The 14,060-nt window shown below is 64.4% G+C and carries 16 protein-coding genes; 13 read left to right on the forward strand and 3 right to left on the reverse strand.

Going from position 1 to position 14,060, the window contains the following annotated elements:
• Positions 1-59 precede the first annotated feature (59 nt).
• From ACO055_RS19670 to ACO055_RS19700, 7 genes are all read left to right on the forward strand, one after another.
• Positions 60-341 carry a BolA family protein gene (locus ACO055_RS19670; RefSeq protein WP_422060536.1) on the forward strand — a complete coding sequence of 94 codons (282 nt, stop codon included), beginning with the start codon at positions 60-62 and terminating at the stop codon, positions 339-341.
• On the forward strand, positions 341-709 hold the full coding sequence (locus tag ACO055_RS19675) for a cupin domain-containing protein (protein WP_422060537.1): 369 nt from the start codon (positions 341-343) through the stop codon (positions 707-709). Before ACO055_RS19670 ends, ACO055_RS19675 begins: the two co-directional genes overlap by 1 nt.
• Positions 709-1,593, forward strand: a complete 885-nt coding sequence (locus tag ACO055_RS19680) for a pirin family protein (RefSeq protein WP_422060538.1) — start codon at positions 709-711, stop codon at positions 1,591-1,593. The genes ACO055_RS19675 and ACO055_RS19680 overlap by 1 nt, the downstream gene beginning before the upstream one ends.
• A gap of 510 nt (positions 1,594-2,103) precedes the next feature.
• Positions 2,104-3,027, forward strand: coding sequence for an alpha/beta fold hydrolase (locus ACO055_RS19685; RefSeq protein WP_422060539.1), 924 nt, complete (start codon positions 2,104-2,106; stop codon positions 3,025-3,027).
• A 237-nt stretch (positions 3,028-3,264) separates the two neighbouring features.
• The gene (locus tag ACO055_RS19690) at positions 3,265-4,035 is read left to right on the forward strand and encodes a helix-turn-helix domain-containing protein (protein ID WP_422060540.1); all 771 of its coding nucleotides are present in this window, start codon (positions 3,265-3,267) and stop codon (positions 4,033-4,035) included.
• Positions 4,032-5,252 carry a low temperature requirement protein A gene (locus ACO055_RS19695; protein ID WP_422060541.1) on the forward strand — a complete coding sequence of 407 codons (1,221 nt, stop codon included), beginning with the start codon at positions 4,032-4,034 and terminating at the stop codon, positions 5,250-5,252. The genes ACO055_RS19690 and ACO055_RS19695 overlap by 4 nt, the downstream gene beginning before the upstream one ends.
• A gap of 23 nt (positions 5,253-5,275) precedes the next feature.
• A complete protein-coding gene (locus ACO055_RS19700; protein WP_422060542.1) occupies positions 5,276-5,527 on the forward strand; it encodes a hypothetical protein in 252 nt (83 codons plus the stop codon).
• Between the two features lie 3 nt (positions 5,528-5,530).
• Here ACO055_RS19700 and ACO055_RS19705 read toward each other — a convergent pair whose 3' ends face one another.
• A complete protein-coding gene (locus ACO055_RS19705) occupies positions 5,531-5,959 on the reverse strand; it encodes a hypothetical protein (RefSeq protein ID WP_422060543.1) in 429 nt (142 codons plus the stop codon).
• On the opposite strand from ACO055_RS19705, the gene ACO055_RS19710 reads away from it, so the two are divergent.
• On the forward strand, positions 5,958-7,115 hold the full coding sequence (locus ACO055_RS19710; RefSeq protein WP_422060544.1) for a serine hydrolase domain-containing protein: 1,158 nt from the start codon (positions 5,958-5,960) through the stop codon (positions 7,113-7,115). The two genes, ACO055_RS19705 and ACO055_RS19710, sit on opposite strands and share 2 nt — an antisense overlap.
• Here the strand turns inward: ACO055_RS19710 and ACO055_RS19715 are convergent.
• Both ACO055_RS19715 and pdxH read right to left on the reverse strand, forming a co-directional pair.
• On the reverse strand, positions 7,110-7,934 hold the full coding sequence (locus tag ACO055_RS19715) for a PhzF family phenazine biosynthesis protein (protein ID WP_422060545.1): 825 nt from the start codon (positions 7,932-7,934) through the stop codon (positions 7,110-7,112). The genes ACO055_RS19710 and ACO055_RS19715 overlap by 6 nt on opposite strands.
• A complete protein-coding gene (pdxH, locus tag ACO055_RS19720; protein ID WP_422062499.1) occupies positions 7,931-8,509 on the reverse strand; it encodes a pyridoxamine 5'-phosphate oxidase in 579 nt (192 codons plus the stop codon). The genes ACO055_RS19715 and pdxH overlap by 4 nt, the downstream gene beginning before the upstream one ends.
• Before the next feature lie 164 nt (positions 8,510-8,673).
• Here pdxH and ACO055_RS19725 point away from each other — a divergent pair, with 164 nt between their 5' ends.
• The 5 genes from ACO055_RS19725 to ACO055_RS19745 all read left to right on the forward strand — a co-directional run bounded on the left by ACO055_RS19725 (position 8,674) and on the right by ACO055_RS19745 (position 14,058).
• On the forward strand, positions 8,674-9,618 hold the full coding sequence (locus ACO055_RS19725) for a DnaJ C-terminal domain-containing protein (RefSeq protein ID WP_422060546.1): 945 nt from the start codon (positions 8,674-8,676) through the stop codon (positions 9,616-9,618).
• Between the two features lie 3 nt (positions 9,619-9,621).
• Positions 9,622-10,704, forward strand: coding sequence for a YihY/virulence factor BrkB family protein (locus ACO055_RS19730; RefSeq protein ID WP_422060547.1), 1,083 nt, complete (start codon positions 9,622-9,624; stop codon positions 10,702-10,704).
• Positions 10,701-11,528, forward strand: coding sequence for an SDR family oxidoreductase (locus ACO055_RS19735; protein ID WP_422060548.1), 828 nt, complete (start codon positions 10,701-10,703; stop codon positions 11,526-11,528). The genes ACO055_RS19730 and ACO055_RS19735 overlap by 4 nt, the downstream gene beginning before the upstream one ends.
• A 36-nt stretch (positions 11,529-11,564) precedes the next feature.
• On the forward strand, positions 11,565-12,641 hold the full coding sequence (gene aroC / locus ACO055_RS19740; protein WP_422060549.1) for a chorismate synthase: 1,077 nt from the start codon (positions 11,565-11,567) through the stop codon (positions 12,639-12,641).
• A 67-nt stretch (positions 12,642-12,708) separates the two neighbouring features.
• The gene (locus ACO055_RS19745; protein ID WP_422060550.1) at positions 12,709-14,058 is read left to right on the forward strand and encodes a dicarboxylate/amino acid:cation symporter; all 1,350 of its coding nucleotides are present in this window, start codon (positions 12,709-12,711) and stop codon (positions 14,056-14,058) included.
• Positions 14,059-14,060: the final 2 nt, after the last annotated feature.

Consider the following 14,060-nt stretch of genomic DNA (forward strand, 5'->3'; position numbering starts at 1 on the left):
GACTTTCTGAGGGCAGGGAGGTCTTATAATTTGGCGATGGAGCGATTATGGTCAACCCCATGAGCAGCAAAGGTCCCGTACAACAAGAGATGGAAAGCCTGCTGACCGCAGCCTTTCCTGACGCCAGTTTCGTCCTCAGCAACGACAGCGCGACGCATCATGGCCATGCCGGCGACGACGGATCGGGCGAATCGCATTTCAGCCTGGTGATCGAATGGGTGGGCTTCGCGGGTCAAAATCGCGTCGCGCGCCAGCGTGCGGTGAACAAGGCACTGGGCGACCTGCCCGGCCAGCGCGTCCACGCGCTCGCGATCAAGGCGACCGCGCCGGGAGAGAATTGATGGTCGACAAGGTCAACCTGGCCGCTGCCTTCGCCACCTTCAGCGATCATTGGAACCCGAGGGTTGCGGGCGACATCAACAATTTCCAGGTCAAACTGGTGAAATTCGACGGCAAGTTCGACTGGCATCATCATGTGGCAGAGGACGAGATGTTCCTCGTCGTGGCGGGACGGATGAAGATGGGCCTTCGGTCCGGCGACGTCATCGTCGAACCCGGCGAGTTCATCATCGTCCCGCACGGCACCGAACATTGTCCGGAAGCGATCGATGGCGAATGCCATGTGATATTGCTCGAACCCAATTCGACACGCAACACCGGCAATGTCGAAACCGAAAAGACCCGCAACGCGCTCGAAAGGCTCGTCTGATGTTCACTGTTATCACGCCCTCGACCCACGACATCGGCGCGTTCGACGTGCGGCGAACGCTGCCGAACAAGGAGCGGACGATGGTCGGGCCCTTCATCTTCGTCGATCAGTTCGGGCCCGCGCATTTCGACATCGGCCAGGGAATGGACGTCCGCCCGCATCCGCATATCAACCTCTCGACGCTGACCTATTTGTTCGAGGGCGCGATCGATCATCGCGACAGCCTGGGCACCTATGCGACGATCCGCCCGGGTGCGTGCAACCTGATGACCGCGGGGCGCGGTATCGTCCATTCGGAGCGCACGCCGCCGCCCGAGCGCGCGGCGGGATCGGGCATTTCGGGCATGCAGACCTGGCTCGCGCTGCCCGACGGCAAGGAAGAGATCGATCCGGCGTTCGAGCATGTCGCTGCGGGCGACCTGCCGCTCGTCGAGGACGGCCATGTCTCGGCGCGCGTCATCATGGGCAGCCTGTGGGGCGCGACCGCGCCGACGACGCAGCACAGCGCGACCATCTATGCCGACATCATGATGAACGCCGGGGCGTCGTTGCCGATCGAGGCCGAGGCCGACGAACGCGCGGTCGTGGTCGCGATGGGCGCGGCAAGCCTCGATGGCGAAGCGCTCGAACGGTACAGTCTCTATATTTTGAAGCCCGGACAGGCGATGACCTTGCGCGCCGATACCGAGGCGCGCGTGATGCTGCTCGGCGGCGAGGCGTTCACCACCCCGCGCCATCTCTGGTGGAATTTCGTGAGTTCGTCGCGCGACCGGATCACGCAAGCGAAACACGACTGGAAGGACAGGAAATTCCCGCTCGTCCCCGGCGACAGCGAAGAATTTATCCCGATCCCCGAGGCGCCGAAGACGGTCAGCTATCCGTAAGCGCCGGCTCGCGACCGGTTACCACTATTCCCCTTTCGTCACCCCGGACTTGATCCGGGGTCCATGACGACGGTGCAACTATGGATCCCGGGTCGAGCCCGGGAGCGAAGCGAGGCAACGTGCGCTTCCCTCGAAGCGGGCATCCGTCGCGCAAAAAAAACGCTGTCCTACAATATTCGGCTGTGCCAGCCTTGGTCTTGGCTCTTTCAATATGTGGACAAAAGCGATCGCCGCCTGCTGCAAGAACAGGGGCAGCAGCCGGACGCGGCATGTCCGCCAAGTATGGAAAATCGGGGGCTGCACGAGGCTGAACTTTCCTGAACTTTGGGCGTCCGCCGGCGCGCCGACAGAACCGCGGGACCAGCCCCGGATAACCGAAGGCGGCAACGCTCGCGGTCCACCCCGAAGACCTGGTCCGTCCGCCTTATAGCCCCAGCATCTGTTGCAGCTTGCCAGCCGATCCGGTCCCGGCCTAGTTGGTTTCGAAACGAAACTAAAGGAGCAGGGTGGATGATCGGCGATTTCGAGCAGGTGCGGCTGAAGCTTTCGACCGGGGTCGAGCTCGACGTGGTCGACATGGGCCCCAAAGATGCGCCCGCGCTGATCTTCCTTCACGGTTTTCCCGAATCGCATCGGACCTGGCGTTTCCAGCTGCCGCATTTCGCCGACCGTTTCCGCTGCATCGCGCCCGACCAGCGCGGCTATCGCGGTTCGTCGAAGCCGCAGGATGCGGAAAGCTATACCCCCGACAAGCTGATCGCGGATATCTTTGCGCTCGCCGATGCGCTCGATATCGGCGAGTTCGCGATCGTCGGACACGACTGGGGCGGGGTGATCGCGTGGGGGGTCGCGCTGGGAGGGCAGCCGGGCGGCCTGCATCCCGGATGGGCAGGGCGCGTGACGCGCGCGGTGATCGCCAACGCGCCGCACCCCGCGATCTTTCAGCGGCTGCTTATGACGGATGCCGATCAGCGCGCGGCGAGCCAATATATCCGGACCTTTCGCGATCCGGCGAGCGACGCGCTCATCGAGGAGCATGGCATCGCGGGCATCTTGGCGCACGCCTTTGCCGGACGCGTGCCGAGCGGCGGTATCCAGCCGCCCGACGAGATTGCGCGTCTGCTCAAGGATTGGGAGGATCGCGACACCTGTCGCGCGATGATCAACTGGTATCGCGGATCACCCGCCAACGTGCCTGCAATGGACGAACCCTATGGCGAGCCGCCGGCGGCGCCGTTCCCGAAATTGACGATTCCGACGCTGGTGGTTTGGGCACTCGACGATGTCGCGCTGCCGCAGTGCAATCTGGACGGGATGGCCGACCTCGTTCCGCAAGCGACGATCGTGACGGTGCCTGGCTGCGGCCATTTCGTGCCGTGGGAAAATCCCGATGCGGTCAATGCGGCAATGGATGAATTTCTCTCGAAATACTGATCGAGGGCCGCCCTTTTTCTCTCGCCAGGGAGAGAAAAAGGTGGCGGGCGGCAAGATCCGATGCCGCCCGCCGGGAGGGGTCTCGTGGTGGCGCGACCAGGCCCACCAAAGTCATGCATTTTCGCGCCGACCAGGGGTGCTTGGTCGACGTCCCCGGGAATTGGAGGGGCGATTTAACCATAGGATTCGCCTGGATTGCAGGCTTTCAGATTCTCCCATCTTTGCCATATTCGGGTCATGGACGTGGGGCGACTCAAGACGGCCTCGATTGTCGATAGGATCGATGGCCCCAGTAACTGGACGATTGAATGCGATGTCCATGTGCTGACGCTGCACGAGGCGGGCAGCTTTCATTACCTCGAAACATGGCTCGACGGACGGCGAACATCGCTCGGCGACCCGCTTCCCGGCGAGATGTGGCTTGCGCCGGCGGGCCGGCTTTTCGCCGCTGCCGCGCAGGGCGGCGCGGCGCGCTATCTGAGAGTCGAGATTCCCCCGGAGCTTCTGGCCGTCGCGCCCTATGCGCGCGTGATCGCGGCACATGAAGATGCGGCGCTTGCGGCGCTCGTGCGCGCGCTGGCGGGAAGCGACGATGCGGCAACCGGCCCGCTGCTCGCGGCGATCGCCGAGACACTCGAAGGCGGGGTGATGCGCCTTCCCGCTGCGCCGGACATTGGCCGGCGGCTCGACAATCTGATGAGCTTCATCGAAGCACGGATCGAGACGCATCTTTCGGTCGAGGAAATGGCGGCGGAAGCGGGCATGTCGATCAACAGCCTGATCGTCCATTTCGCGCGCGCGACGGGTCGCACTCCGGCGCAATATCTGTTGAATCAACGCTTGCGCCGCGCGCGATGGTTTCTGATGAACCGGCCGCTGACCGTGGCCGAAATCGCCTTCGCGACGGGTTTTTCCAGCCACGCGCATTTATGTGCGGCCTTCCGCAACAAGCTCGGTATATCTCCCGGAGCGTGGCGCCGCGAGGCGACGAGGGAGGGGCTTTTGTGATCCGCAGCAATTTGTTTCGCGCACGAGACGGGCACGGCCATGCGCCGGTCACCAATATCGAACTGTTTTTCGACCTCGTTTTCGTCTTTGCGATCACGCAATTGTCGCATGCCTTGCTGGAGCATCTGACCTGGCTCGGCGCGTTGCAGACGCTGTTTCTGCTGTTCGCGGTGTGGTGGGTGTGGATATTCACGACCTGGGTCGCCAACTGGCTAGACCCCGAGCGCGCCAATGTCCGGTTGATGCTGATCGCCTTGATGCTGGGCGGACTTGTCTTGTCGAGCGCCATTCCCCACGCCTTCGACAAGAATGGCTGGCTCTTTGCCGCCGCCTATTGTTCGATGCAGATCGGCCGCACGCTCTATATGGTCTGGGCGAGCTGGGGCGTTCATTCGGCGCGCGCGCAGAACTTCATGCGCATCGCCTTCTGGCATCTGCTGTCCTTGCCGCTGTGGGTCGCCGGCGCGTTGGTGACGCCCGATCAACGATTGCTGCTTTGGGGCGGAGCGCTGCTCGTCGACTATATGGGACCGATCACCTTCTTTCCCACGCCCGGGCTGGGCCGGTCGAAGGGCACCGACTGGGATATTTCGGGCGCGCATATGGCCGAACGATGCGCCCTGTTCGTCATCATTTCGCTCGGCGAGGGCGTTTTGATCACGGGCGCGACGTTCGCCACGCTGCCGCAGGACGGCATTCACTGGCTCGCTTTCGCGACCTGCTTCCTCGGCTCGGCGGCATTGTGGTGGCTCTATTTCGACACCGGCGCGCGGCGCGGCAGCGAAGTCATCGAAGCGAGCGAGCAGGCGGGGCTGATCGCGCGCAACGCCTATACCTATTGGCATATTCCGATCGTGGCGGGGCTTGTCGTGTCGGCGGTCGCGGACGAAATGCTGCTGATGCATCCCTATGGTCACATCGAGGCGCCCTTTCTGGCCGTCACGATCGGCGGGTCGCTGCTGTTCCTGATCGGCAATATGGGCTTCAAGAAAACGACGAACGATCGCCGGTTTCCGCCTTTTTCGCATATGCTGGGCAGCGCTTTGCTGCTCGTCGTCGGCGCGGCCGCGTGGTTCGGTCACTGGCAGCCGGTCACGCTCGGCATCGCGGCCTTTGGCGCGCTCCTGTTCACGGCGGTCTGGGAGTGGAGCAGCTATAATGGCGGTTGGCGCCGCTGGGCGCCGTGGCTGGAGCGTTTCAACCGCGCCGACGCATAATTCATCCGGGGGAGAACAGGACCATGTCGCACACCACCATCATGTTGATCACCGGCCTTGCGCTGCTGATCGCCTTGCGCATCCTGATCCGCGACAAGACGCGTGCGACGCGGGCCTTCCTTGCGCTCTGGCTGGTGGTGTCGGTGGGCAATCTGCTCTTTGGCGTGCTCTCCGCCGGCTATGGCTGGCGCGAGGAAGCAGTCGTCTGGCTGCTCGTCTTCGGGGCACCCGCGGCGCTTGCGCTGATCGCGGCCCGGCTCGGGCGTCCGGGCTAGGCCCTAATTCGCCGGATTGATCAGGCAGCCGCTCGCACCCGCATAGCGCGCGCTGCGCGACGCGAGCAACGGCACGCTGCCGGTCACGGTCCTGGTCGCGGGATCGTCGCTCAGCGAGATCATGTCCATCCCCGGCTCGAAATCGGTCTGGCAGCTTTCCAGGCTGCGGCCCTGCACATAGCGGCACGAACAACCGACGCGCGCGGCATAGGCCGAACCCAGCTCGGCCTGCGCCTTGAACGAGGGGAATTTCCAGATCAGGAAGATGGCGAGCAGGACGCCGATCGCGATCACCCATGCCAGGCAACCGCCGCTCTTGCCGCCCTGCCGTTTGCGCCCGCGCAGATGCGGCGGCACCTCGGGCGGCGGCGTGGCCGGTTTCTGGTCTGCCGTTGCCGGATCGGTCGGGTTGGTGTTAGTCACTGTCGCCATGATCACGAAAAAAGCCATGCTGGCAAGTGCCGCGCTGATGATGCTCGGGGGCTGGTCGCTGACGCAGGCAGCGGGGCAGGGCAATATCGCGCCCGGCGCGCCGGGGCCAAAACTCGGCGCGTCGCTCGACAATGTGCAGGCGGTCGATATGTCGGAAGCGCTGCCCGCGCTCGACCCGATGATCAAGGCCAAAGCCGACGCGCTCTTCGCCGACGACAGTGAAGTGGGGGAGACGCGCGCGCTGTATGTTCTGCGCGACGGCGAGCCGATCTATGAACGCTATGGCGCGGGCTTCGGGCCGAATTCGAAGCTGATCAGCTGGTCGATGGCCAAAAGCATCACGGCCGTGCTCGCCGGCATCATGGTCTCCGACGGCCAGTTGTCGCTCGACGGCCCGGCACCCGTGGCGGCGTGGGAACGCAGCGGCGATCCGCGCGGCGCGATTGCCCTGCGCGATCTGCTCCACATGGCCTCAGGGCTCGAGCATGTGGAAAATGGCGACCCGGTGTGGAAAGGCGACACCGTCGAAATGCTCTTTGGCAGCGGCGCGCAGGATATGGCGGGTTTTGCCGAGGCGAAGCCCGCGGCGGCGCGCCCCGGCGAGCTGTTCAACTACAGCTCGGCGACCAGCGTCATCCTGGCCGACATCATGACCGATACGCTGACGCCCTCGCAGAATCCGGACGCGCGGCGCGAGGCGATGCGCGATTTCATCCAGGGCCGTCTCGCCGAGCCGCTCGGCATGACCAGCCTGACGCCCGAATTCGACGCGCGCGGCACGATGATCGGCGGCTCGGTGATGCATGCGACCGCGCGCGATTATGCGAAATTCGGCGAGTTCCTGCGCAACCATGGTGTCGTGAACGGCCAGCGATTGCTGCCCGAGGCGTGGATGCAGTTCATGCTGACGCCGTCGCCGAACGATGCCGGCTATGGCGGGCATATCTGGCTCAACCGTCGCCGTCCGGCGGGCGCCGACGCGGCGCTCTGGCCCGATCGCGGCCCGAACGATCTGTTCGCCTGCATCGGGCATCGGGGGCAATATATCATCGTCTCGCCGTCGCAGCGCGTGACGGTCGTGCGGCTGGGCATCACCGACGACGACGAGTTCCCGGCGCTCCGCCGCCGCCTCGCCGACCTGATGGCGAGCCTATAGCAAGAACTCGCCGATCAGCGTAGTGACGCAGCGGCCGGTCAGTTCGACCTGCTCGCCGTCGAGGCGGCACCCGATATGGCCGCCGCGCGTGCTCGCCTGATAGGCTGCGAACTGATCGCGGCCCAGGCGCGTGGTCCAATAGGGTGTCAGCACGCAGTGCGCCGATCCGGTCACCGGATCCTCGTCGATCCCGGCCCCCGGTGCGAAAGCACGGCTGACGACGTCGGCGCCCGAGGGGTCGTCCGCGCCCGGCGCGGTGGCAATATAGAGTATGTCGCCGCCGCTGCGCAGCGCCCGGAAATCGGGGGTCAGCGCGCGGACTTCCTCTGCGCTGTGATAGGCGATCAGCGCATAGCCGCCTTCGTGCCACAGCGTCTCGACCGGGGTTCCGCCGATCGCGCGCGCGGCGTCGGGCATCGCTTTTGCTTTGGCGCGAAACGCGGGAAGGGCCATGCGATAGCCATTGTCGTCGTCGCCATCGCGCGACACCTGCAAAATCCCCGCCTTGCGCGTGCGAAACCGCATCTCGTTCCGCCATTGCGCCGCCGACAGCAGCACATGCCCGCTCGCCAGCGTGGCATGGCCGCACAGCGCGACCTCGACCGTCGGCGTGAACCAGCGCAGCTCATAGTCGGCCTCGCCGCTCTCGTCGGGAACGACGAACGCAGTTTCGGCGAGATTATTCTCGGCCGCGATCGCCTGAAGCAGCGTATCGCTCAGCCACTCCTCTAGCGGCATCACCGCTGCGGGATTGCCTGCAAAAGGCCGGTCGGCGAACGCGTCGACGCGCGTGATCGGAAGCGAGCGGAGGGCACTCATGGATAGAGAAGTCCTTTCGTCCAGTGTTCGCCGTCGCGCACGAACAGGTTGCGTTCGTGCAAGCGATGTTCGCGGTCCTGCCAATATTCGATGGCGGCGGGCGTCACGCGCCAGCCCGACCAGCGCGGCGGGCGCGGGACATCCTGTCCATCGAACCGCGCCTGCATTTCGGCGAAGCGCGCCTCGAACGTCTCGCGGCTGCCCAGCGGTCGAGACTGATCGCTCGCCCATGCGCCAAGCTGGCTGTCGCGGCTGCGCGTTGCGAAATAGGTGTCGGCGGTGGCGTCGTCGACCGGCGTCACCGGCCCCTCGATCCGGACCTGCCGCCGCAGCGATTTCCAGTGAAAAAGCAACGCGACATGCGCATTCGCGGCAAGTTCCGCGCCCTTCCGGCTGTCCAGATTGGTATAGAAGATGAATCCGTCCGGGCCGTGCCCTTTCAGCAGCACCATCCGCAGCGACGGATGGCCATCGAGCGTGCTCGTCGCGAGCGCCATCGCGTTGGCGTCATTGGGCTCGCTGGCACGCGCTTCGGCGAACCACGCATCGAACAGGGCAAAGGGGTCGGTCTCCATGCGCGCGGTCATAAAGCGCGGTGCCATCGGGGAGCAAGCAATAAGCCCCTCCCTTGAACGAGAGGGCGCGAACCCGTCGGAACTTGACCGCCTCCCGCCATGTTCCCACATCGCGTACCAATCAGGCCTTCACGGCCAGTCACTTATCGGGCTACAGGAGCAAAATGGCCGATCCCTATTCCACCCTGGGCGTTGCGCGGACTGCGACCGAAGCGGAAGTCAAATCCGCGTACCGCAAGCTCGCCAAGGAACTGCATCCCGACAAGAACAAGGACAACCCGAAGGCGTCGGAGAAATTCTCCGACGTGACGAAGGCGTATGACATCCTGTCGGACAAGACCAAGCGCGCGCAGTTCGATCGCGGCGAAATCGACGGCGAGGGCAATCCGGCGATGCCGTTCGGCTATGGCGGCGGCGGTGGCGGTTTTCGCGGCGATCAGCGTACAGGCCCTGGCGGTTTCAGCGGCTTCGGCAATGAAAGCGCCGATTTCGGCGATATTTTCGAGGGCCTGTTCGGCGGCCGCGGCGGCGGTGGCGGCGGTGGAGGGCCGTTCGGTGGCTTTGGCGGCCGCGGCAATGCGCCGCCGGCCAAGGGGGCGAATGTTGCCTATCGCCTGTCGGTGTCCTTCATCGACGCTGCGACGCAGGCGATGCAGCGCATCACGCTCGGCGACGGCAAGACGATCGACCTGAAACTTCCTGCCGGCGTCGAAACCGGCACGCAGATGCGCCTCGCCGGCAAGGGGCAGCCGGGCCCGGGCGGCAACGGCGACGGCATCGTGACGATCACGATCAAGGACCATCCCTTTTACGATCGCGAGGGCGACAATATCCGCCTCGACTTGCCGGTCACGCTGAACGAGGCGGTCAAGGGCGCGAAGATCAAGGTTCCGACCGTCGACGGCCCCGTCATGCTCTCGATCCCCGCGGGCTCGACCTCGGGCAAGGTCATGCGGCTCAAGGGAAAGGGCTTCAGCCAGAAGAGCGGCGGGCGCGGCGACCAGCTGGTGCGGTTGATGGTCGATCTGCCCGCGGAAGACAGCGATCTCGCCAAGCTGGTCGAGACATGGACCGACGGCCGCTCGGTACGGGCGGATCTCGGCGTGTGATGCGTGGCTGATCGCAACGAGAAAAAGATCGTCGCCGCGCTCGAGCGCGAAGTGGCCGTGGAAGTCGGCCAGGAGTTTCTTGCCGAGGGCCATTCGCCGCATTCGCCCGAAGCGCGCGCCGAGCGGGCGAAGCGCATCAAGCTGCGCGCGCGCGCGCAGGGCGTCTTCGATCGCGGACGCGAAACGCTCGGCCCTGGCACGCGCGCGTTCAGGATCCTGCGCCGCGTTGTCGTCGGCACCTATACCGACGGCTTCATCCACGCTGGCAATCTTGCTTATCTCGCGCTGATTGCGCTCTTTCCCTTCTTCATTCTTGTCGCAGCGGTGCTGAGCGTTCTGGGCGGCAGCCAGGGCGGCGAAACGGCGATCGAGGCGGTCTTCTCGCTGATGCCCCCCTCGGTCGCGAAGGCGCTCGCCGGGCCGATTCGCGAGGTGATGAGCGCGCGCACCGGCATTTTCCTGTGGATCGGCGCGCTCGTCGCGCTGTGGACGGTGGGCAGCTTCATCGAGACGATGCGCGACATTCTTCGCCGCGCCTATGGCACCCATTTCAGCCGCGGCTTCTTTCACTACCGGCTGCTCTCGATCGGCATCATTACCGGCGCGGTCGTGTTGATGATGCTCTCGTTCAGCATGCAGGTGCTGATCGTCGGGATCGAACAGTTCATCGCGCGCGTCCTGCCCCCCGCTTATCAGTCGGCGGGGACGGTCGCGATTTCGCGCGGCGTGTCGGGCGTCGGCCTGTTTCTCGCGATCTATCTGCTTTTCTATTCGCTGACCCCGTCGAAATACCGGCGGCGGCAATTTCCCAAATGGCCGGGCGCGCTGTTCACGACGCTGTGGTGGATCGCCGTCACGCTCGCGCTGCCGCCGTTGCTTGCCAGCCTGCTGAGCTACGACGCAACCTACGGCAGCCTGGCGGGCGTGATGGTCGCGCTTTTCTTTTTCTACCTCGTCGGATTGGGTATGGTGGTCGGGGCCGAACTCAACGCGGCGCTCGTCGAGGTTGAGGATTTGGGCCATGACGCTATTGGGCGCATCGACGACGTAATTATTGAAGACAAGAAGGCCGGAGAAGAAAAATGACGGGTCTGATGAAGGGCAAGCGGGGGCTGATCATGGGCCTCGCCAACGACAAGTCGCTCGCATGGGGCATTGCAAAGGCGCTGCACGGCGCCGGCGCGGAACTGGCGATCTCGTATCAGGGCGACGTGATGCTGAAGCGGGTGAAGCCGCTCGCCGACGAACTCGGGTGCGATTTCCTGATCGATTGCGACGTTGCCGACATGGACAATCTCGATGCCGCCTTCGCGACGCTGTCCGCGCGCTGGCCGACGATCGACTTCGTCGTCCATGCGATTGGCTATACGAACAAGGAAGCGCTGCGCGGGAAATATGCCGACGTCGGGCTCGACGACTTCCTGATGACGATGAACATCAGCGTGTACAGCTTCACCGCGGTTGCCCAGCGCGCGTCGGGGATGATGACGCCCTATGATCCCGAAACGGGCAATGGCGGCGGCTCGCTGCTGACCCTGTCCTATTATGGCGCCGAAAAGGTCATTCCGCATTACAACGTGATGGGCGTCGCGAAGTCGGCACTCGAAACCAGCGTCAAATATCTCGCCAATGATTATGGTCCGCAGGGCGTGCGCGTGAACGCGATTTCGGCGGGGCCGATCAAGACGCTCGCCGCCTCGGGCATCGGCGACTTCCGCCTGATCCTGAAATGGAACGAGTTCAACGCGCCGCTGCGCCGCAACGTCACGATCGACGATGTCGGCGGGTCCGCGCTCTATCTGCTGAGCGATCTGGCCTCGGGCGTGACGGGCGAGACGCACCATGTCGACGCGGGTTACCATACGATCGGCATGAAACAGGAAGACGCGCCGGACATCGCGCTGGCGTAATGGGGGCCTCTCCCCTTGGGGGAGAGGGAGGGAAGTATGAGTTTCAACAGCTTCGGACGCGTTCTTCGCTTCACGACCTGGGGGGAAAGTCATGGCCCCGCGCTCGGCGCGGTCGTCGATGGCTGCCCGCCGCGCCTGTCGCTGTCCGAGGGTGACATTCAGCCCTTTCTCGACAAGCGCCGTCCCGGCCAGTCGCGTCATACGACGCAGCGGCAGGAGCCCGACCAGGTGCGTATCCTGTCGGGGGTGTTCGAGGGCAAGACGACGGGCACGCCGATCAGCCTGATGATCGAAAATGTCGACCAGCGCTCGAAGGATTATGGCGAGATCGCGCAGGCCTATCGCCCCGGCCACGCCGATTACAGCTATGACGCGAAGTACGGCATCCGCGACTATCGCGGCGGCGGCCGGTCGAGCGCGCGCGAGACCGCGGCGCGCGTCGCTGCGGGCGGCGTCGCACGGCTCATCATTCCCGAAGTCCCGATCCACGCCTGGGTTGCCGAAATCGGCGGCGATGCCATCGATCCTGCAAACTTTGACCTCGAAGAAATTGATCGCAATCCCTTTTTCTGTCCCGACCCCGCTGCTGCCCAGCGGTGGGAAGGGATGATGGACGCGGCACGCAAGGCCGGCAGCTCGCTCGGCGCGGTGATCGAATGCGCGGCGAGCGGTGTTCCCGCGGGCTGGGGCGCGCCCATTTATGCCAAGCTCGACAGCGACCTTGCCGCGGCGATGATGGGCATCAACGCGGTGAAGGGTGTCGAGATCGGCGCGGGCTTCGCGGCGGCACGGCTGCGTGGCGAGGAAAATGCCGACCCGATGCGCCCGGCGACCGACGGCAGCAACCGGCCCGATTTTCTGTCGAACAACGCTGGCGGTATCGCGGGCGGCATTTCCACAGGTCAGCCGGTCGTCGTGCGCGTCGCGTTCAAACCGACGAGCTCGATTCTCACGCCCGTCGCGACGATCAACAAGGCGGGGGAAGCCGCCGACATCGTTACCAAGGGTCGCCACGACCCCTGCGTCGGTATTCGCGGCGCGCCGGTGGTCGAGGCGATGATGGCGCTCGTCCTTGCCGACCACAAATTGCTGCACCGCGCGCAATGCGGTTGAGCGCCGACCGTCAGACTGTTACCCCCGTTCCATAAGGACCCGCCGCGCGGGCCAGGGGAGTAATTTGATGGGCCATCGCCTGACGTTATATATTTTGATCGGGATGATCCTGGGGGTCATCACCGGCTATCTGGTGCGCGTCTATGTCCCCGCCGACAGCGAGGCCTTCACCTATTGGCTGCGCAGCTTCACCATGCTGTCGACGATCTTTCTCAACCTGATCAAGCTGGTCGTCGCGCCGCTGATCCTCGGCACGCTGATCGCGGGCATCGCGCATATGGGCGACAGTTCGGCGCTGGGCCGCATCGGCACCCGGGCGATCGCCTGGTTCATTCTCGCCAGTCTTATTTCGATCAGCCTCGGCCTGATCATGGTCAATTTCTTCGAGCCGGGCGCCGGATTGAACCTTACCGTCGGCACGCACTCGATCGCCGAAGTGGGCGAGGTCAAGAAACTCGATCTGTTCGAGTTCATCGAGCATATTTTTCCGAAGAATATCTTCCAGGCGATGGCGGAGAACAATGTTCTCCAGATTCTCGTCTTTTCGCTGTTTGCGGGCATCGGCCTCACCGCCATCGGCGACAAGGGCAAGCCGCTGGTACGCGGCGCCGAAGCGCTGGCGGAGTTGATGCTTCAGATCACCGGCTATGTGATGCGTCTGGCCCCGATCGCCGTGTTCGGCGCGCTTGCCGGCGTCGTCGCCAAATATGGCCTCGGCATCCTCGGCACCTATGCCGAGCTGGTGACCGAATTCTACATGTCGCTCGTCCTGCTGTGGGTCATCCTGCTCGGCATCGGCGCGATTTTCCTGCGCGGGCGCATCGTCCAGCTGATCCGCTACATCCGCGAGCCGCTGCTGATCGCTTTCTCGACCGCATCGTCCGAGGCCGCGATGCCCAAGCTGTTCGAACAGCTCGACCGCTTTGGCGTGCCGCGCCGTATTTCGGGCTTCGTGCTGCCCTTGGGATACAGCTTCAATCTCGACGGGTCGATGATGTACGCCAGCTTCGCGACGATCTTCATCGCGCAGGCCTATAATATCGATCTGTCGGTGACGCAGCAGATCCTGATCCTGCTGACCCTGATGGTATCGTCGAAGGGAATCGCGGCCGTGCCGCGTGCAAGCCTGGTCGTCATCACCGCGACGCTCGCGATGTTCGACCTGCCGGTCGAGGGCGTCGCGCTGATTTTCGCGATCGACCAGTTCCTCGACATGGGCCGCACCGCGACCAACGTCGTCGGCAATGCGGTGGCGACGAGCGTCATCACCAAATGGGAAGGCATGCTCGAAGAGCCCGAGCCCGCCGATCTCGATCGTCCGCACGCGCCGGCGCACACATCGCACCACGGCGCGCGCGGCCTCGATCTTCAGGAAGACATGGTCAGCGACAAGCGGACGCCGCCTGCCGACGCCTGACC

Source organism: Sphingopyxis sp. (assembly GCF_965227415.1).
Lineage (GTDB): Bacteria > Pseudomonadota > Alphaproteobacteria > Sphingomonadales > Sphingomonadaceae > Sphingopyxis.

Excerpts from the sequence above, each read along its gene's own strand:
- ACO055_RS19680 (WP_422060538.1), top strand. The coding sequence starts at position 709 with ATGTTCACTGTTATCACGCCCTCGACCCACGACATCGGCGCGTTCGAC.
- ACO055_RS19670 (WP_422060536.1), top strand. The coding sequence starts at position 60 with ATGAGCAGCAAAGGTCCCGTACAACAAGAGATGGAAAGCCTGCTGACC.
- ACO055_RS19675 (WP_422060537.1), top strand. The coding sequence starts at position 341 with ATGGTCGACAAGGTCAACCTGGCCGCTGCCTTCGCCACCTTCAGCGAT.
- aroC (WP_422060549.1), top strand. The coding sequence starts at position 11,565 with ATGAGTTTCAACAGCTTCGGACGCGTTCTTCGCTTCACGACCTGGGGG.
- ACO055_RS19700 (WP_422060542.1), top strand. The coding sequence starts at position 5,276 with ATGTCGCACACCACCATCATGTTGATCACCGGCCTTGCGCTGCTGATC.
- ACO055_RS19725 (WP_422060546.1), top strand. The coding sequence starts at position 8,674 with ATGGCCGATCCCTATTCCACCCTGGGCGTTGCGCGGACTGCGACCGAA.
- ACO055_RS19710 (WP_422060544.1), top strand. The coding sequence starts at position 5,958 with ATGATCACGAAAAAAGCCATGCTGGCAAGTGCCGCGCTGATGATGCTC.
- ACO055_RS19705 (WP_422060543.1), bottom strand. The coding sequence starts at position 5,959 with ATGGCGACAGTGACTAACACCAACCCGACCGATCCGGCAACGGCAGAC.
- ACO055_RS19690 (WP_422060540.1), top strand. The coding sequence starts at position 3,265 with ATGGACGTGGGGCGACTCAAGACGGCCTCGATTGTCGATAGGATCGAT.
- ACO055_RS19735 (WP_422060548.1), top strand. The coding sequence starts at position 10,701 with ATGACGGGTCTGATGAAGGGCAAGCGGGGGCTGATCATGGGCCTCGCC.
- ACO055_RS19745 (WP_422060550.1), top strand. The coding sequence starts at position 12,709 with ATGGGCCATCGCCTGACGTTATATATTTTGATCGGGATGATCCTGGGG.
- pdxH (WP_422062499.1), bottom strand. The coding sequence starts at position 8,509 with ATGGAGACCGACCCCTTTGCCCTGTTCGATGCGTGGTTCGCCGAAGCG.
- ACO055_RS19715 (WP_422060545.1), bottom strand. The coding sequence starts at position 7,934 with ATGAGTGCCCTCCGCTCGCTTCCGATCACGCGCGTCGACGCGTTCGCC.
- ACO055_RS19685 (WP_422060539.1), top strand. The coding sequence starts at position 2,104 with ATGATCGGCGATTTCGAGCAGGTGCGGCTGAAGCTTTCGACCGGGGTC.